The following is a 17,918-nucleotide window of genomic DNA, read 5'->3' as shown; positions in this document are numbered from 1 at the left end:
CATATGGCAGAAGTATTAACACGGAAAGACGTCAAGAACGAAGAAACGTGGAATTTAGAATCGATTTATGAAACGAACGAAAAATGGGAAGAGGAGTTTGAGTCAGTGAAAGCAATGCTTCCACTACTTGTCGAGTATAAAGGGCGTCTTGCACAGTCGGATGCAACTTTATATGAAGGACTTCAACTTCGTGACGAAATCTCAAGACGGCTGCATAAGCTCTATACATATGCACATATGCGTTACGATGAAAATACGGCGGATAGTTTTTATCAGGCGATGAATGACCGTGCCCGGACGCTGGCTTCGCAAATTGGTGCAACATTAGCCTTCATGACACCTGAGCTGTTGGAAGTTCCAGAAGAGACGATCGCTTCGTACTTGGATCAGAATCCGGATCTTGCGCTTTACCGTCATGCATTTGACGAGTTGAACCGTGAACGGGAACATGTCTTGTCAGAAGCGGAAGAGGCAATTCTCGCAAAAGCAGGAGAAGTTCTCGGACAGTCGGGAACGACATTTGGCATGTTAAATAATGCAGATATGAAATTCCCGAAAATCAAAGGTGAGGACGGGGAAGAGGCAGAACTGACGCACGGACGTTTCATCACGTTCATGGAGTCAAAAGATCGTTCTGTCCGCGAGGACGCGTTTAAAGCGATGTATGGGACGTATAGTCAGTATACGAACACATTAGCCTCTACTTTAGCCGGTTCCGTCAAAAAAGATAACTTCTATGCCGAGGTCCGGAAGTTCAAAACGGCCCGCGAATCAGCGTTACACGGAAACACGATTCCGGAGCAGGTATATGACGGATTGATTGAAGCGGTTCACGAACACCTTCCGTTGTTACACCGTTATGTTGCTTTACGTAAACGGATTTTAGGCGTCGATGAACTGCATATGTATGATATGTATACACCGCTCGTCAGTGAAGTCGAAATGAAGGTGACGTACGAAGAAGCCAAACAGTTGATGGTGGATGGATTAGCACCACTAGGACCTGAATACAAACATATTCTTGAAGAAGGTCTTGCGGAACGCTGGGTCGATGTCCGTGAAACACGTGGTAAGCGGAGTGGTGCCTATTCGTCAGGCGCATACGATACACAGCCGTTCATCTTGATGAATTGGCAGGATAACGTCAACAACTTGTTTACATTAGCACACGAGTTTGGTCACTCCGTCCATAGCTACTATACACGTCAGAATCAACCATACGCTTATGGTGATTATTCAATCTTTGTCGCTGAGGTAGCATCGACGACAAACGAAGCACTCCTAAATGATTACTTGTTGAAACGTGTGACGGATAAAAACGAGAAACTGTACCTCTTGAACAACCAATTGGAAACATTCCGTGGAACGTTATTCCGTCAGACGATGTTTGCAGAGTTCGAACACCAGATTCATGAAGCGGCACGTCTTGGACAAGCGCTGACACCTGAATTCTTAACTAAGACGTACTATGCCTTAAATGAAACGTATTTCGGTGAGGGTATCGTGTTAGATGAAGAAATTGGTTTGGAATGGGCACGGATTCCACACTTTTATTACAACTATTATGTCTATCAGTATGCGACAGGTATTTCTGCAGCAGCGGCACTGACTTCGCAAATCTTAGAAGAAGGAGAGCCGGCGGTCGAGCGCTACATCAATAACTTCCTCAAAGCAGGATCAAGTGATTATCCGATTGAAGTCCTCAAGGCGGCAGGCGTCGATATGACGACGAAAGCTCCGGTTGAAGCAGCCCTCCGTCAATTCGAACGGGTACTCGATGAATTTGAAGCACTGCTCGGAGAATGACAATTTTGTGAAAATATGAACAAAGGGCTTTCGAAGAGGGATGTATTCGATTATACTAAACATGTGAAGCGAATCACATTCCCCCTGATGATTCTCTTTTCCCCCATCCGAGTTTAAAAGAACGACAAAGAAGCTGCTTCCGCGATTGACGTGGAAGCAGCTTCTTTAAGTTAAGCATGGGCAGAATCTTTTAAATGACGCCATACTTTACCGTCACAATACGTCAGTGAAACGCATTTTTGTTGAAGCATTAACTTTTTCAATTCGTGTTCAACCTGCGCTTCTGTTGCATCATAGATAAATGCAATTTCAGAAGTCGTTGCGGTGTCATACCGTCTCAAGAATTGTTCGAGAGGAGGCTTTGCCTGTTTCTCAAACGGTTGTTCTAACAATTCGTTCAGAATCGATACATAAATCAAGTATTCATAATGGCCTTCAGCCTTGATTGCTTCCTCATCTCCAACAAAAGCAAGCGTCGGGAGAATACGTACGTCCCAATCGGTCACCAGTTCAGTTTCCTTTTCGAGCATCAATTGAATGGTATCTGATTCGATATCACGATGGAATTCTGCTAAATCAAGACCAAATTCCGTTAATGCTTCTGCCAATCGCATCAGGGAAGAGCGCGAATAAGCGCTTTTTCCTTCGACATTATGCAACATGCGTAAACGACGCATGAATCGCATGCCAAACGTTTTCCCCTGCAATTCAATTGCTTTTAGAATCAGCAGAGGTGACATATCACACGCTGATCGCGAAGGCGCACAAGGAATTGTTGCAATTGTCCGAAGACGGAACAGATGACCGTATTCTAATTCTAATTTCTTGAGAACGGGAATCAACCGTAAACCATCCGTTTGTGTGATGTCTAGAAAATGATAGATTTCTAGTGGTTTTGTCGGTTGTTGAATTGATGGTTCGTCCAATGAACAATATGAACCGTTGCATTGTTCGTGTTCCATCCGTTCACCCCTTTTCTTTTTTAATATCGTTACCCTATTTTAGCAACGAAAAAAAAGAAAGAGCAAAGGTTTTGCTTGTACATTTCTACACGATTAACGTGTAAGCGCTTTACGGTCCATAAAACGGACGATTTTATTTTTTGTTTCACGAAGGGGAATCTTGTTTGTTTGCAACAGTTCTTCGAACGCACGTTTACCGGCCGCGTAGTTTGTCACTTCAAATTCAAGTTCATAATCTGTGGTGCCTAAATACGTACTTTTATCTAAAACTAACAAACCGCTTTCCAGTTGTTTCTCGAATCGTTCTGTTTCAAGGCGTCCTAAATGTTCAAGTGAAGTCGTTAATTCGAATTTTTCCAACTGCTGATTCATTTCAGGAGAGTGGATCAAACCGTATTGGAATAAATCTTCCGCCTCTTGTTCGGACAAAGACACATGTGTTTCAAGTAACCCGTCGTCCTGCGGTTCTTTCAAAGTCAAAACCAAACCGGTCTTCTTTTCACGAATGCGCAATGCAGCACCGTAGCTACGAAGTTCAAACGTAGGTGTATCAAAATAGTCATTTGCTTGCCAAACAGAAGACCCGGATGTATTGTACCGTTCCATCAGTTTGGTGTAATCCGTTTCGTTTAACAGGTTTTTAAATTCAATTTCCATTTCTTGTCTCATTTCCGACCACACCTTTCTAGTTGAATGCTTGAAAATATGATACCATGAATGGTGTAGTGGAACGAATTGAACTAACAATTTAGACTAAAAGTGGTGACAATAACGATGACAAAAGAAAATTGGGACTTATTTCTCGCACCGTATCAAATCGCAGTGGATGAATTAAAAGTAAAATTAAAAGCCATTCGAAAACAATTTCAACAACGTGGGGAACATTCACCGATTGAATTTGTCACAGGACGTGTCAAACCTGTAAAGAGTATCTTACAGAAGGCTGAACGAAAATCGATTGATATCGAGTTATTGGAACAAGATATGCAAGATATAGCAGGTCTCCGGATCATGTGCCAATTCGTGGATGACATCATCCATGTCTTAGAACTGTTACGTTCACGGGGAGACTTTAAGATTGTCGAGGAACGCAACTACATTACACAAAAGAAGGAGAGTGGGTATCGTTCGTACCACATCATCATTGCTTATCCTGTCCAAACGATTGAAGGAGAAATCCCGACACTTGTTGAGATTCAAATCCGGACACTTGCAATGAATTTTTGGGCGACGATCGAACATTCTTTGAATTATAAATATCAGGGGAACATTCCCGAAGAGACACGGGAACGATTGAGGCGTGCGGCTGAAGCAGCGTTTCTGCTCGATGCGGAGATGAGTCAGCTGAAAGTAGAGATACAAGATGCTCAAGTCGTTTTACATGAACGAGAGGCGACCGAAGCAAAGAATCGAACAAAAGAGTAGGGGGATGACGATGCGTTTTGCGGTTACGGCTCGGGGCGATGAACGTTCCCATATGCTGAAGGAACAAGTAGAACAGGCGTTGATCGAACGGGGAAGTCATCGAGACGTCGTTACTCCGGAAATCGTGATTTCAATCGGCGGGGATGGTACGATGTTGCAAGCCTTCCATTCTTATTTGGATCAGGTCGAGGAAATCACGCTGGTCGGAATTCATACCGGGCATCTCGGCTTTTATGCCGACTGGAGACCGGAAGAAATGGATGAATTGATTCAACACATCGCGGACGATAACATAGCGACCGTTGAATATCCGCTACTTGAATTATCGATCGATTATGCAGACGGTTCGACGAATAAACTGTTGGCATTAAACGAATGTACGATTAAAAGTTTTAATCAGACATTGGTCTGTGATCTGTCGATTCGCGGAGAGTATTTTGAAACGTTTCGTGGTGATGGTCTGTGTATTTCAACCCCATCCGGTTCAACAGCCTACAATAAAGCACTGGGCGGGGCCATTGTGCACCCGGCGCTCGAGGCGATCCAGATCACAGAAATGGCTTCAATCAATAACCGGGTGTACCGGACGATTGGATCCCCGATGTTATTGCCGAAGCACCACGATGTCGAGATTCAACCGGTCAATCCGATTGATTTTCAATTGACATACGATCATTATGCATCGATTGTGCATCAAAATGTTAAGTCAATCCGTTGTCGTGTGTCCGATAAAAAAGTCAAATTCGCCCGATTCCGCTCTTTCCCGTTTTGGCAACGCGTCCGAGAATCATTTTTAGCAGAAGAAAGAAGTTAATTATAAAGAGGTAACGTGATGGCATTTCAAATTGAACAACAAGTAACTTCTATTGAAGATGGCTGGAGTGTCGGTCATTTTTGTACGACACGCCTCCATATTTCCCGAAAAATGTTAGTTTCGATCAAGCACCACGGGAATATTTTACGGAATGGACAACATGTCAACGTCAACGAGCCCGTTCATGAAGGCGACCGGATTCATGTCCGGTTTCCGGAAGAACAGCCTGCTCAGGACATGCATGCGACAAGCGGGGAACTCGATATCCTCTTTGAAGATGAATGGCTGTTGATTGTCAATAAACCACCGGGCATGGCTTCCATTCCGTCCCGACTCCATCCAGAGCGGTCATTATCGAATTTCGTGCTCGGTTATTACCGGCAACATCAAATTCCATACGCGATTCATATCGTCAATCGGTTGGACCGTGACACGAGTGGTTTGGTCGTTTTTGCAAAACATGCCCTTGCGCATCATCAGTTGAGCAAGATGCAACAGAATGGTTTGCTCGATCGCCGGTACGTGGCGTTGATTGAAGGATCAATCAAACCTCAGACAATTGATCTTCCGATCGGTCAAACCGATCATTCCTTCATGGAAAGAATGGTCCGGGAGGATGGTCAACAGGCAGTAACGCATATCTTAACGAGTGAGCGAATTACTGCGTTTTCGCGTGAATTGTCCCGATTGACGATTAAACTGGAGACGGGAAGGACGCATCAAATCCGGGTTCACCTTACTGCACTTGGTCATCCGTTAGTCGGAGATACGATGTATAAAGGGACACCATTGATTGCGAGACAAGCACTACACAGCGCATCTGCTACGTTTCCGCATCCGGGGACAGGTGAGGTGATGACATTCGTCGCACCGTTGCCGGACGACTTAAGTCTTTCGTGAATACCAAAAGAGTGGCACCCGACTGGATGCCACTCTTTTTTGAAGTTAATCTTCATCAAACATCGAGATACGGGACTGTGAAGCAATTGCCATGATCAAGCCGAGTCCAACCAAGTTAACAATCATCGTCGACCCTCCGTAACTAATGAAGGGAAGCGGGAGACCGGTGATCGGTAAGACACCCATCGTCATACCGATGTTTTGGAAGATTTGGAATGTGAACATGGCGACATAACCCGTTACGATATACGTTCCAAACGGATCTGCTGTTTCCAGCGCGATTTGAATCAACCGGTAGATGAACAGGAACAAGATAATTAGAACGACGGCTGCACCGATAAAGCCGTAGTGAGCTGAGATTGCGGTGAAGATAAAATCGGTATGCAGTTCGGGAACTGATACTTGCAGTTTTCCGTACCCGACACCAAACATCTGACCTGAGCCGATGGCGTTAATCGATTGGACCAGCTGATAGGAAAGGTCATCCGCATACTCAAACGGTTGTAACCAAGCCATAATCCGGTTCATCGCATGCCCCGGGAAGAAGGTGGCGAGTAAATCATTCTGGAAATAAAACAGATAAAAGAATCCGACAATTGCGACGGTCAACAAGCCGAACATAGTAAGCAACCATTTCCAGTTCAAGCCGGACAGTAACATCGCACACGCTAAGATGACGCAGAGAATCAAACCGATTCCTAAGTCAGGTTGAATGATGATTAAAGCAAGCGGAAGCAACGTAATCGCGGCCATCTTGACTAACAGCAGGAAGTCCCGTTCATGTTGGACATACCGGGCATTGTGTTCCGAAATCACCGCAGCTAACGTAACAATCAGAAAAAACTTCATGAACTCAGCCGGTTGAACGGTTCCGATGACGGGGAACTGATACCAACCGTACGCCCCTTTAATGTTTGCGACCAACGGCGTATTACGTAAAACAACGAGACCAATCAGGGAGATGATCCCTGCTCCATATAAGTACCAGTGAAAACGTTTCAGCTGCTCATAATCGATGAGAATGACGACAGACAGTGCGATAAATCCGATGATATACCACTGAATCTGTTTTGCCATGAAATTGATTTCACTGATTGCCCCTTGTAAGAAAGGTTGCGCGGTATAGATTGCGATGACACTGATGACCATCAAACAACCGAGCAAAAAAAGCAACGTGTTATCATAACGTTGTGTAAATGATTTAAAACGGTTCATTCCATCCCTACTTTCTGTCTCTTTCTATATTACCGTAATTTATCAAAATCGCAATATCAAGAGCGATGGTTGACAGAAGCGTTACGTTTTTGTAACCTAGATATAGGTGTTATTACCAGGTACTAATTTAAGGGGGAACTCATAATGAATATTTATCCTTCGCTTGAGGGAAAGACGTATGTTGTAATGGGTGTCATCAATCAACGGTCAATCGCATGGGGAATCGCACGTGCTCTTGATGCAGCAGGGGCAAGTCTTGCCTTTACGTATGTCGGAGAACGCTTCAAGGCGCCACTCGAAAAATTAGGTCAAGAACTTTCACGACCGGCGACGTATTATACGTGTGATGTCACGAGTGATGCTGAAATCACACAAGTATTTGAAACGATTCATGCCGATCACGGACAGATTTCAGGAATCGCTCACTCGATTGCTTTTGCCGATAAAGAAGCATTACGTGGTGAATTCTCAGGTGTGACACGCGAACAGTTTGCGCAAGCACTCGATATCTCGGCATACAGTTTGACGGCTGTTGTGAAAGCGGCAAAAGATTTCTTCACGGAAGATGCCTCTGTTATTACATTGACGTATCTTGGTGGCGAAAAGATGGTCCCGAACTACAACGTGATGGGCGTCGCGAAAGCGGCACTCGATGCAAGTGTCCGTTACTTAGCAGCAGAGTACGGAAAGCAGGGTGTTCGCGTCAACGCGATTTCAGCCGGTCCGGTCCGAACGGTTTCTGCAAAAGGTGTCGGTGATTTCAATTCGATTCTCGAAAGTATTGAAGAGAGGGCACCACTTCACCGTAACGTCACGACAGAACAAATTGGTCAAAGTGGATTATTCCTCTTGTCCCAGATGTCGAGCGGTGTTACGGGTGAGATTCTTCACGTCGACAGCGGTTTCCATATCTTATAATATAATAAGAATTTTCGTTCATTCCGAACTAAACTGTACAGTTAAAACCAAGGGAAACCTTGGTTTTTTGTTTTTCTTAAAGAGATTTTGGGAATAACAGAATAACGAGCTGAACTTTAGGGAGGGATATTCTATGTACCAAGTAGATTTTACGGTAGTCCAATATGTGAATCGGCAAGTAAGAGTCGATTTGGAGCGGAAAACAGAACCGGTCGCCCGCATCAATCCGATCAAGCGTGTCGAGCCGCATCATGCTGAGCTGGAAGAACAAGCAAATGCTTATGGGGTTTTGCCAGAACTAAAACTTCCCGGTCGCAAGTTCGACCGGGAAGTTTGATGTTATTGACCTGTAAATCGGAACGTTTCGTACACACTCCATGAACCATTTTCGAGTTCATACAGAAGAGCCATCTTGGTGACATCTTCTTGGAAACGGATATCTTCCATTTTCAATCGTTCGAGAACGTCGAATAATTCGACATCGGATAAATCTTGACCGATTGTAATGTGAGGTAAGAAATCATACTTCGGTGTGTGACTAAGATCACCCGAATGCAAGGCTTGATGTAATTGTTCCAATTCATCCGTCGGCATGACTTTTAAAAATAAGACATTATTCGTCGGATGGAAAGACCGAGCGCCTTGGATATGAAGTGAAACCGGTTTCGTTTGCTCTGCTACCTGATTGAGAGCAGCTACGATGGAATCAAGTTCGGTATCATCGACACTGATCCGTTCTCGCATCGTAATGTGTGGTGTGATTAACGCATACTTGGAATCGTACCGTTTTCGGTATGAATTCGCAAAATCCTGAATTCGTTTCGATGGAAACAAAACTACCCCGATGTTCATCGAAAATCCCCTACTTTCCCCTGAAATGATAACGCTTTACAGGATAATCATGACGGATTATCGGTGTGATGTCAAAGAAGTTTGAGGGGAGAGCAGCAATCCGTGTATACTTGTGAAGAACTTTGTCAGAGAGGTGGATTTTGTCATGAAAGAAAAAGCACATTCTAAAGAAGTAAAACAAGCAGCAATCGATAAGCTGCATGAGCGAGGTGTCACGATTCATGCAATTGCTGAAATCGTGTATCAAATGCAAGCACCATACACGATTGAACTTACGCTTGAAACCTGTGTCAGCTCCGTGGAACGTGTTCTCGAAAAACGGGAGTTGCAGCATGCTATTCTCGTTGGGGCAGAACTCGATATTTTAGCCGAAAAAGGATTGTTATCTGAACCGCTTTTATCCATCATTCGTAGTGATGAAGGATTGTTTGGCGTCGACGAGACGATTGCAATTGGAGCTGTCAATACGTACGGTTCGATTGCCGTAACGACGTTTGGTTACTTGGATAAGGCTAAGATCGGGATTATCAAAGAGCTGGATACAAAGGTCGATGACGGACGCGTCAATACCTTCATGGATGATATCGTAGCAGCCATCGCTGCCAATGCGTCTGGACGTCTTGCACACCGATTACGTGATAAAGAAGATTATTCGGCCGAAGAACTTGAGCAACGGAAAGGGACGTATTGATGAAACTAAATCGAAAAGCTTTAGCTGTTTCAGGAATTGCGTTCGTCATCTTTCTCGGAATCGCTATCTCCATCCGGTTGACGGGCTATTTTTTATTTGACGCGCAACTGTCCAATCGCATGTCGAAACAAGTCCCGGCTGACTATGTCAGTTGGTTCACGCAGTTAGGATCAGGAGTAGGAGCCGTAACGGTGACACTTCTGTTAACCGCCATCAGTTATTACCTGTGGCGAGATCGGGTGGGAAGTATTTGGTATCTGTTATCCTTTTTGGCGGTGGCCGTTCTCAATCAAGTTGCTAAAGCTTTTTTTGTCCGGGATCGTCCTTCACTCAATGAATTGGTTGGCGGAGTCGGCTACAGTTTTCCGAGCGGTCACTCGTCAATGGCTTTTGCAGTGTACGGTGGATTTTTGATTTTGAGTTGGCGGTTTTTAAACCGGGCCGGGAAAATCATTTTGGGAATCTTTCTTAGTCTGTTGATTTTAGCAATGGGTTCGTCACGTATTATCTTGAACGTGCATTACTTCTCAGATGTTGTTGGTGGTTTTTGTTTTGCTGCGTTCATCTTGTGTCTGTCCTATGCCTTCATCTCATCGCGACGTAAACAAAAGGAGACCGGTCATCATGTTATTAATTGATATCGATCACAGTCTGCTTTTTGATGAAACGGCGATGAAGACGATTGCAGTTCCTACTTTATTAGTAGAGCGAGTAGGAGAAGAAAAACGGTTCATGACGATGCGGACGCATTTGCGATTGAAACGTCTCGTTGAAAAGAACGGTTTGATTCCATTTACGAGCCGCACGTTTGAGGGATTCCGGCATTTGGAGTTGTTTCAAATCGATGCGAAGCCGAAATGGTCTATTCTTGAGAGTGGTAGAACCTTGCTGAAGGATGGGAAACCAGATAAACGTTATGCAAACTGGTTACGACAATACGAAGAAAACCCTTCTCTGGAAACGGTACTCCGTTATTTAGAGGAAGTGGAGCAGTTCGATTGGACCGTTTATCCGGCAGAAGCATGGGAAAAACGAATCACTCGTCCGCATCAGACGATTTTGCGCCAAGAAGATGAAGCGAAGATGCTTGATGATGTCTTTAAACAAATGAATGATTTGCAGCAAGGATAACACTTACCCGAATGGGGACACTTAATTCAAAGGTCCCATTCGGTTTTTTTGTGTAGATGGACTGTTATACGGGCACTAAAAAAGATGACTCTGATGTAATATCGGAATCACCTAATAAGCGGGAGCAGCGTCCAAAATAAAGGAAGTCGTTCAAGGTTACTTCTTATACGTTGACAGTCAAATCATCGAACCAGTACACACCAACGGTTTCCGATCCAGCGTGCGTGAGAATGGATGGACCAAACTGTGTAATTTCGATTGAAATCTGTGGCAATTTTGTTTGCAGCAAATCGCGTAATTGTTCGGCAGAAGACCGCGCGAGTGTATGGCCGATGTAAAGGGTCTGATTGTATAAACCAAACTGTTCGATTTTAGTAGCGATCTCGAATGACATTTCGTGAAAAGCTTTTTTAATCGACCGCACTTTTTTAAACGGAACCAGTTTACCGACCTCGTCGAACTTCACGATCGGTTTAATGTTCAGCATGTTGGCCAGTAAAAATTGACTGCTGGAAACACGACCACTTCGACGCATCGTCTCCATGTTGCCGATAATCAGATAGAAATGAGAGTGGTGCTTGAACTGTTCCAAGACTTGCATGACTTCTTCCGGCTGCTTACCAGCTTGCGCCATTTCGATGGAAAGACGTAACATGTTTTGTTGATTCGTAGCACCGGTGTAAGAGTCAATGGCATATAACTTAAAACCGACAGCATCCGCAGCGGCGACAGAACTGGCATACGTCCCACTTAAGCCGCTCGTGATGTGAACAGCATACGCATAATCATAACCGTCTGCTTGTAAACGCTCGTAAAGTTCAACTAACTCACCAAACGACGGTTGTGAAGTCGTCGGGATGACAGAAGAATTTTCGCGCATTTTTTGATCCAGTTGTTCAATCGACAGATCAGCATATTCCCGGTATGATTCTCCGTTGATGATGATGACTGTTGGTACGACATGGACTCCGAGTTTTTCAGCTTCCCCGGATGGGAAAAAAGCCATACTATCGGTAATCCAAGCAATCTTATCCATTAAAGCGACGCCTCCAGTAGAATTTCATTTTTTTAATCATACCATAGCGATGAAAGCGGCATCACTAGCCAATCTGTTTTTCAGGAATAGAATTTGGAGAAACGTGTCTAATCGATGAACTGATGAAGAAGGTGATCAAAACAGGCAACAGCCAAGCTAAACTTTTATCGGATAACGGCAAGAATGAATATACAGCGACTATCGGATTAGGCAAAACTTTTAACGTATGGAGAGCACTTAATAAAGAGAACAAGGCCGTGACCGATAAAGTGATTCGATACACAAGTGATGGTCTCTTCAGCAAAGAACGGATAAAGGTCAAACCAATCAGGACGATGACAATCGGATACAGGAACATCAAGATAGGTACCGCAATCGCAAGTAAGGCATCAAGTCCGACAATTGAAACGGAAAAACCTAAAACGGTTGTGATAATGCCGGTGACCGGAAGTGTGAGACGGGTTGAGAGCGACATCATATATTCTGAAAAAGCTGTGACAAGACCAACAGATGTCGTTAAACAGGCAAGCAAAATAGCGACTCCCAAAATCATCAGACCAATCGTTCCGAATGTACTTTCGGCATATTGTTGTAATAATGAAGGACCATTGATTACCCCGACTGCTCCAAAACTATTCCGACCAATGAAGCCGAGTCCGGTGTAAACCAGAGTCAGTGATAGTGCAGCAATCAATCCGGCTTGTGTCACGGTCTTTAATTGGACTTTTCGACTTTTTAAACCTCTGACATGTAGCGTATGCAGGACGATGACACCAAATACAAGAGCGCCGAGAGCGTCAAGCGTCAAGTATCCTTGAAGAAATCCCTGAATGAATGCATCTGTAAAACCATCGTACGAAGAGGCGGGGGGTTGAACTGCCGATAATGGCGTTAAGATACTGCTGATACTGAGTGTCGCAAGTGCCAACAGCAACAACGGAGTGATAAAACGACCAATGATATCGAGCAGTTTGCCCGGTTTAAGGACAAGATACAACGTGATTAAAAAGAAAACGGAAGAAGAAATCAACAGCGTCGTTTGACTAGGACCACTTAAGAAGGGAACAACACCAAGTTCATACGTGACGACGGAAGTCCGTGGAATTCCAAAAAAAGGTCCGATGGCGACATATAAAGCAAAAGTCAGTAGAGCACCGACGAATTTAGGAAGCGGACGGGCAAGTGTACTGATTCCCCCGCCGACCCATGCGACAGCAATCAATCCAGTCAGAGGTAATCCGACACCGGTAACAATGAAGCCGAGTATTGCAGGAAAAAACTGTGTTCCGGCCAGGGCACCGAGTTCAGGAGGAAAAATCAAATTACCCGCACCAAAGAATAATGCGAAAATCATAAAACCTAAAGCAAAAACATCTTTTTTACTCATAATATATCTTACCTCCTGTTTTTTTTTACGTTATTCACTATATCACCGGATGAGAAGTGATGAAAGAATTTTTAGAAAATTCATTTGTTTTCAAGGTTTATTTTTTGACTTTACCAAAAAAAGCCCATGTCATGGTTAGAAGATCTCTAACGGTGACATGAGCAGGATGTTGCAGGAATGATAAAGTAAAGGAGTAAGTGGTTTAGCTAGACGCCATGAAACGACCTTTTTTTTGTCGTCTTAATTTATGGAGGAGCCAAGCGTGAACGACTTCGCACGATTGACGAGGGAGGGTCAGTTCCACGAGTGGTTCTTGCTGCTGACCATGGATAATAAATAATCCTGTTTCTTCATCAATAGGTGAGATAGTCATTGAGCTCGCTTCATTCAACGATACTTTCAGTTCGCCTGTTGTGGCATCCTTCAATTTCAGGATGTTTCCGTTCGTTGCAAACTTGGTGAATGAACCGATACCGTTCACTTTTAACTGATCCATGCTAAATTCCTCCTTCGGTTGATCCAAACTTATTTAAATCATCAGAAAAGCGGTTCCAACTTCTAACTTCCAAAAGGTTAATCTCATTATAACGAAGTCTGGACCAGATACCAGTCTTAATTTATGTGAAAATTCCGATTAATCAGTAATGGTATTGTCATATAGAGGATTATACAAAAAACGAGCAAAAAGTACCGTATGAAAAATATGAGAAAACTATCCTGTTATCAAGTAAAAAAAGTGATTAGGATCAACGTAACTCCAAACTCCAATTTTTTTTACGATGGATCAACTCACCACGAAGGATGATCGATTCTTTTTTTGTCTCAAGATCTTCTTTCAGAACATGCATGTCTTCGTATCGACCGGCGATATAAACCGGAATGGTCGTTTGACGTGTGAACATCGATTGCCGTGTATGCGTGAAATCGATCAAAATTCCTTCTTGTAACAATTGACGCAGATTAATGATGATTTCCGCTGTAAGAGGTGAAAGGGTCGGAATACGGAGTTCGCGACGGATTTTTTGTTGCACTAATGTGGATAAGACTTGTTCGATACTGGGCCAATCTTTTAAATAAGCCGTTGCCTGTGTCCCATCATGCTCACTGAAATAGGCCCATTCGTTTTCGACGGAAGTCATGAATGGACTAGGCATTCCGCGTTTCATATGCATTAAAAACAACAGCTCTGCAATTTCAACATCTGTCAGGATATCCAGGGAATGAGAAGAACGGATATCAATGGCGTTCAGTGGAAAACGTTCTACATCATTCGATTGGACAAATTGTTCGACTTCATGCGCCTCGACATAATGAAAGGCGGTCCGCGAAGAATATTTGATGGATTTGAAAGCGGCTCCTGAGACAAGCAGGGCACTTTTTGAATCAATAGACGTGATAAAGTCCGCAAAAGTAACACCGGACATCGTCAAACGATGATTTTCGGCATCTTCATACAAGTAGAGCAGGGAGTTGGACATAAACGAGCGACTTCCTTTCGTGGTCAGGACGTGAATAAGTTCAATAGTAGCAAAACTTCTAATGAGCGAAAAGGGTATTTCCTTCTGAAAACGGGCATAATATAAAAAAGAGGTGATTGGGCATGTGGGGGTTAAGAAAACCATTCCCGGAACTAAAAACAGAACGCTTCATCTTGAGAGAACTGGAAAACAAAGATGCACGAGATCTATTTAAGATTTTATCGGATGATGAGGTCATGTATTACTACGGATCAGATCCGCTGGTCACGGTGTATGAAGCAAAAAATGTCATCAGTTACTTCAAAGAACAATTCACCCAAGGGAAAGCGATTCGATGGGCGATTGCCGACCAACAAACGAATCAACTGATTGGAACGATTGGATTTCATAATTGGTTGACCCAGTATCACCGGGCAGAAATCGGATTTGAAGTCAGCCAAGACTATTGGCAACAGGGAGTGGCCTCGGAAGCAGCACGGGCAGTCTTGACACACGGATTTGAAGACTTCGCGCTGCACCGAATCAGTGCACTCGTTGCACCTGAAAATATCGCGTCCAATGCACTGGTTCAGAAACTTGGTTTTCAAGCAGAAGGATTACTTGAAGATTATGCGTACAGTCATGGACGATTTATGGATTTAACGATCTACCGAATGCTTGCATCGGAATGGAAAGGATGACTAGTCGAATGTCGAAACAATCACTTGTGTTACTACATGGATTTGCCGGAGGAACGGATTATTTTAATCGGGTTGAAGCGAAACTGCGTCTGTCGTTTGATGTACTCGTGCTGGCTCTGCCTGGTCATGAAGGACAATCAGTCGGTCCGGAGACGATTGAAGAATTTGCCTCATGGGTGATGGAGGACTTGGAACGAAGAGGGATTGAACGGCCGATTCTGATTGGACATTCGTTTGGCGGTTATATCGTCTCCTCGATTGTCGAGATGTATTCGGAAAAAATCAATGGATTTGGTCTTGTCTACTCAACGGCTAAAGCAGATACGGACGAAGCCAAACAAAAAAGAAATCAAAACATCAGCCGAGTCCAAGAAATCGGTGTACGGGAATTTGTTGACGGGTTAGTTCCCGGCCTATTCGCTGAAGGTACTGATGTGATGATCGTCTCTGAAGCGAAGGAAATCGGTTATATGATGACTGTCGAAGGGGCAATACGGGCGCTGACAGCGATGCGTGACCGTAGAGATTTGACAGCCGTCTTAAGTCGAACGGATGTTCCAGGAGTGATCATCCACGGAACGAAGGATCCTTTAATTTCGGAAGCGAGTGCATTTGCGCCTCAAAACGAACGGATTATAAAACGTTCGACGGACAGCAGTCATATGGGGATGCTTGAGACACCGGATGCATTTTGTGAAATTTTAGAAGAAGTGTTCTCAGAGGAGAAGTCTTGAGGGCAATCTGTCTGATCAGCGTTCACCACACGGTGGGCGCTTTCTTGCTTCTTTTACGTAACCGGTTGAAAAAAGATACAAAAGCGTATGCGTTGCATTTTTAATTGAATTTCTGAATGATGAAAGGGGAGGGATTAAGATGAAAATTATAGCAATTGAACCAACACCAAGTCCAAATAATATGAAGGTCATCGTTGATGAAACGTTTTCGGAAAAGGGACAAACGTTTGAACATGCATTTGGTGCACCGGATCATGTAGCAAAATTACTGGAGATTCCAGGCATTAAGTCGGTTTATCAAGTGAGTGACTTTTTAGCCGTTGAACGGTTTCCGAAATATGATTGGCGTACGCTAGTCATCGAGATTCGCCGGTCCTTTGGCGAAGTACTCAGCGATGTCGAACAACATGAGACGGATGAGGCATTTGAGCCTGTTCATCTGTTCATTCAATTTATTTTAGGTGTACCGATGCAACTAAAAGGAGTCAAAGGACTAGAAGAAAAACGCCGCGGATTACCCGACCGGTTCCGGGAAGCTGCGCTATTCGTTCAACCTTATGTGAAGAATGTCATCAGTGACCGCCGCTGGGTCGAACAGGCACCGCGTTACGGGGATTTAGATGAAAGTTTGGCAGAAGTAGCTCAAGAAATCGAAGTCGCGTATCCAGCAGAGCGGATTGATCGCTTAAAGACTATTGCTTCAGGGGAAGAAGTCACATTTGACGGACAGGCGTTAACGTCGTCAGATTGGAAACAGCGTTTTGCAGCTCTAGATGAATTACCGATTGAATTGAACTGGGTCCCGGCATACGCCAAGATGCTTCAAGATGAAAAGATGCAGATCAGAAGACAGGCTGTAGTCAAACTCGGAATGTTTGAAGATAACCGATTAGAGCTGCTGGATTATATAACAAATGCGCTACACGACCCGTCAAGCAGTGTACGGCGAACGGCCGGAGATACGATTTCCGACTGGGCCTTGCCGGAGGCGGAAGTGATGATGATTGAAGCGTTGACGGATAAAAATAAACTGGTCCGTTGGCGGGCTGCCCGCTTTTTATTTGATGTTGGAACGGAACAATCGATTCCACGGTTAAAGGAAGCCGTGCAAGATAAGGAATATGAAGTCGCGCTTCAAGCGGAACTGGCATTGGCACGAATCGAAAGTGGGGAAGAAGCACTAGGTACGGTTTGGCAACAAATGAATCGAATGTCGGGTGAAAGTTCATAAGAACCTCAAAAAAGAAGTGTATGAAGAACCATTCGACAAAATAACAATTAAGATGTCTAGGTATATTTTACCTTCTAACGAAAAGATATGGGAAAATATGAAAAATATTTTGTAATGGTTTTGAAACGGAATTGAAATGTCGTTATAAATCACCATTTTAAAGGTGTATAACCCAACTATTTTAACATTCCAATAAATGGTTGTATTTTTTGGAATAAAGTTTTGACACGAAATGTCGAACGAGAATTTTCCGATGTTTTTCCTGTTTTGATAAAGTGAAATCACAATAACTGATTCGATTTCAAACAGCTATTCTGGTTTGACTGACATCTGACATAACAAAGGAGATTCGGGGACATGATACTTTTTGCTGAAACAGATCTAGCAGTAGGATACAAAGAACGTACGGCTTCGGGTGTATTCGTAACGATTGAAACAATGGACAGCCGGACAATTACACTTGTGGCACCGGCAACGGCAACGGATGCCATTTGCGATGAATTGTTTGTAACGGGGATTGAACAATTGTTTTCTACATCAAAAATGACAGTAGCCATTCCGGTTGCTTAATTGATGAATCAAAGAGGCAGGATGGGGGAGAACCTTATCCTGCCTCTTTTTTGTGCTAAAATTGAGAAGAGAGAAGAGAGGAGGCATT

Annotated in this window: 21 protein-coding genes; 13 read left to right on the top strand and 8 right to left on the bottom strand. The window is 43.8% G+C overall.

The window, feature by feature from the left end; all coding sequences use genetic code 11:
• Positions 1 to 3: 3 nt before the first annotated feature.
• A complete protein-coding gene (gene pepF, locus AC3IRK_RS10775) occupies positions 4 to 1,806 on the top strand; it encodes an oligoendopeptidase F (RefSeq protein WP_188004545.1) in 1,803 nt (600 codons plus the stop codon).
• 170 nt (positions 1,807 to 1,976) lie between these two features.
• On the opposite strand, the gene AC3IRK_RS10770 is transcribed toward pepF, so the two are convergent.
• Together AC3IRK_RS10770 and AC3IRK_RS10765 are read right to left on the bottom strand one after the other, a co-directional pair.
• Positions 1,977 to 2,768 (bottom strand): DsbA family protein, encoded by a 792-nt coding sequence (locus AC3IRK_RS10770; RefSeq protein WP_114595373.1) that lies wholly within the window; start codon positions 2,766 to 2,768, stop codon positions 1,977 to 1,979.
• A 93-nt stretch (positions 2,769 to 2,861) separates the two neighbouring features.
• Positions 2,862 to 3,437: a CYTH domain-containing protein gene (locus tag AC3IRK_RS10765; protein WP_489169954.1), complete on the bottom strand. Its 576-nt coding sequence runs from the start codon at positions 3,435 to 3,437 to the stop codon at positions 2,862 to 2,864.
• Between the two features lie 105 nt (positions 3,438 to 3,542).
• Between AC3IRK_RS10765 and yjbM the strand changes: the two genes are divergently transcribed.
• Genes yjbM through AC3IRK_RS10750 form a run of 3 tightly spaced genes read left to right on the top strand, consistent with a single transcriptional unit; the run spans position 3,543 to position 5,907 of the window.
• Positions 3,543 to 4,193 (top strand): GTP diphosphokinase, encoded by a 651-nt coding sequence (gene yjbM, locus AC3IRK_RS10760; protein WP_034769792.1) that lies wholly within the window; start codon positions 3,543 to 3,545, stop codon positions 4,191 to 4,193.
• 10 nt (positions 4,194 to 4,203) lie between these two features.
• Entirely contained in the window at positions 4,204 to 5,007 is an 804-nt protein-coding gene (locus AC3IRK_RS10755) for an NAD kinase (protein WP_114595374.1), read from the top strand.
• A gap of 18 nt (positions 5,008 to 5,025) precedes the next feature.
• The gene (locus AC3IRK_RS10750) at positions 5,026 to 5,907 is read left to right on the top strand and encodes an RluA family pseudouridine synthase (protein WP_489169953.1); all 882 of its coding nucleotides are present in this window, start codon (positions 5,026 to 5,028) and stop codon (positions 5,905 to 5,907) included.
• Between the two features lie 45 nt (positions 5,908 to 5,952).
• Here the strand turns inward: AC3IRK_RS10750 and AC3IRK_RS10745 are convergent, their stop codons facing one another.
• Positions 5,953 to 7,122 carry an FtsW/RodA/SpoVE family cell cycle protein gene (locus AC3IRK_RS10745; protein WP_131502685.1) on the bottom strand — a complete coding sequence of 390 codons (1,170 nt, stop codon included), beginning with the start codon at positions 7,120 to 7,122 and terminating at the stop codon, positions 5,953 to 5,955.
• Between the two features lie 144 nt (positions 7,123 to 7,266).
• Between AC3IRK_RS10745 and fabI the strand changes: the two genes are divergently transcribed.
• Together fabI and AC3IRK_RS10735 are read left to right on the top strand one after the other, a co-directional pair.
• Complete coding sequence (gene fabI / locus AC3IRK_RS10740) at positions 7,267 to 8,040, top strand: enoyl-ACP reductase FabI (protein ID WP_114595377.1); 774 nt, start codon at positions 7,267 to 7,269, stop codon at positions 8,038 to 8,040.
• A gap of 133 nt (positions 8,041 to 8,173) precedes the next feature.
• A complete protein-coding gene (locus AC3IRK_RS10735; RefSeq protein WP_114595378.1) occupies positions 8,174 to 8,377 on the top strand; it encodes a hypothetical protein in 204 nt (67 codons plus the stop codon).
• Positions 8,378 to 8,379: 2 nt separating this feature from the next.
• Here the strand turns inward: AC3IRK_RS10735 and AC3IRK_RS10730 are convergent, their stop codons facing one another.
• Positions 8,380 to 8,892 carry a YjcG family protein gene (locus AC3IRK_RS10730; protein WP_131502684.1) on the bottom strand — a complete coding sequence of 171 codons (513 nt, stop codon included), beginning with the start codon at positions 8,890 to 8,892 and terminating at the stop codon, positions 8,380 to 8,382.
• Positions 8,893 to 9,037: 145 nt separating this feature from the next.
• Between AC3IRK_RS10730 and AC3IRK_RS10725 the strand changes: the two genes are divergently transcribed.
• Genes AC3IRK_RS10725 through AC3IRK_RS10715 form a run of 3 tightly spaced genes read left to right on the top strand, consistent with a single transcriptional unit; the run spans position 9,038 to position 10,714 of the window.
• Positions 9,038 to 9,583: a phosphatidylglycerophosphatase A family protein gene (locus AC3IRK_RS10725; RefSeq protein WP_026827879.1), complete on the top strand. Its 546-nt coding sequence runs from the start codon at positions 9,038 to 9,040 to the stop codon at positions 9,581 to 9,583.
• Complete coding sequence (locus AC3IRK_RS10720; protein WP_188004543.1) at positions 9,583 to 10,221, top strand: phosphatase PAP2 family protein; 639 nt, start codon at positions 9,583 to 9,585, stop codon at positions 10,219 to 10,221. Before AC3IRK_RS10725 ends, AC3IRK_RS10720 begins: the two co-directional genes overlap by 1 nt.
• Positions 10,208 to 10,714 carry an HAD family hydrolase gene (locus AC3IRK_RS10715; RefSeq protein WP_489169952.1) on the top strand — a complete coding sequence of 169 codons (507 nt, stop codon included), beginning with the start codon at positions 10,208 to 10,210 and terminating at the stop codon, positions 10,712 to 10,714. The genes AC3IRK_RS10720 and AC3IRK_RS10715 overlap by 14 nt, the downstream gene beginning before the upstream one ends.
• Positions 10,715 to 10,877: 163 nt before the next feature.
• Here the strand turns inward: AC3IRK_RS10715 and AC3IRK_RS10710 are convergent, their stop codons facing one another.
• The 4 genes from AC3IRK_RS10710 to AC3IRK_RS10695 form a co-directional block, all read right to left on the bottom strand.
• Positions 10,878 to 11,750, bottom strand: coding sequence for a DegV family protein (locus AC3IRK_RS10710; RefSeq protein ID WP_188004542.1), 873 nt, complete (start codon positions 11,748 to 11,750; stop codon positions 10,878 to 10,880).
• A 64-nt stretch (positions 11,751 to 11,814) separates the two neighbouring features.
• Positions 11,815 to 13,137 (bottom strand): branched-chain amino acid transport system II carrier protein, encoded by a 1,323-nt coding sequence (brnQ, locus tag AC3IRK_RS10705; protein WP_489169951.1) that lies wholly within the window; start codon positions 13,135 to 13,137, stop codon positions 11,815 to 11,817.
• Positions 13,138 to 13,339: 202 nt separating this feature from the next.
• Positions 13,340 to 13,633 carry a hypothetical protein gene (locus tag AC3IRK_RS10700; protein ID WP_026832492.1) on the bottom strand — a complete coding sequence of 98 codons (294 nt, stop codon included), beginning with the start codon at positions 13,631 to 13,633 and terminating at the stop codon, positions 13,340 to 13,342.
• Positions 13,634 to 13,883: 250 nt separating this feature from the next.
• Positions 13,884 to 14,615, bottom strand: coding sequence for a hypothetical protein (locus AC3IRK_RS10695; RefSeq protein WP_489169950.1), 732 nt, complete (start codon positions 14,613 to 14,615; stop codon positions 13,884 to 13,886).
• 122 nt (positions 14,616 to 14,737) lie between these two features.
• Between AC3IRK_RS10695 and AC3IRK_RS10690 the strand changes: the two genes are divergently transcribed.
• The 4 genes from AC3IRK_RS10690 (at position 14,738) to AC3IRK_RS10675 (ending at position 17,830) form a co-directional block, all read left to right on the top strand.
• The gene (locus AC3IRK_RS10690) at positions 14,738 to 15,295 is read left to right on the top strand and encodes a GNAT family N-acetyltransferase (RefSeq protein WP_012370898.1); all 558 of its coding nucleotides are present in this window, start codon (positions 14,738 to 14,740) and stop codon (positions 15,293 to 15,295) included.
• 8 nt (positions 15,296 to 15,303) lie between these two features.
• On the top strand, positions 15,304 to 16,029 hold the full coding sequence (locus tag AC3IRK_RS10685) for an alpha/beta fold hydrolase (protein WP_131502678.1): 726 nt from the start codon (positions 15,304 to 15,306) through the stop codon (positions 16,027 to 16,029).
• 139 nt (positions 16,030 to 16,168) lie between these two features.
• Positions 16,169 to 17,260: a virulence factor gene (locus tag AC3IRK_RS10680; RefSeq protein WP_426353816.1), complete on the top strand. Its 1,092-nt coding sequence runs from the start codon at positions 16,169 to 16,171 to the stop codon at positions 17,258 to 17,260.
• Between the two features lie 357 nt (positions 17,261 to 17,617).
• Entirely contained in the window at positions 17,618 to 17,830 is a 213-nt protein-coding gene (locus tag AC3IRK_RS10675; RefSeq protein WP_114595387.1) for a hypothetical protein, read from the top strand.
• Positions 17,831 to 17,918 lie beyond the last annotated feature (88 nt).

The sequence above is a fragment of the Exiguobacterium sp. GL_137 genome, from assembly GCF_057834585.1.
This window is presented reverse-complemented; position numbering and strand designations above follow the sequence as displayed.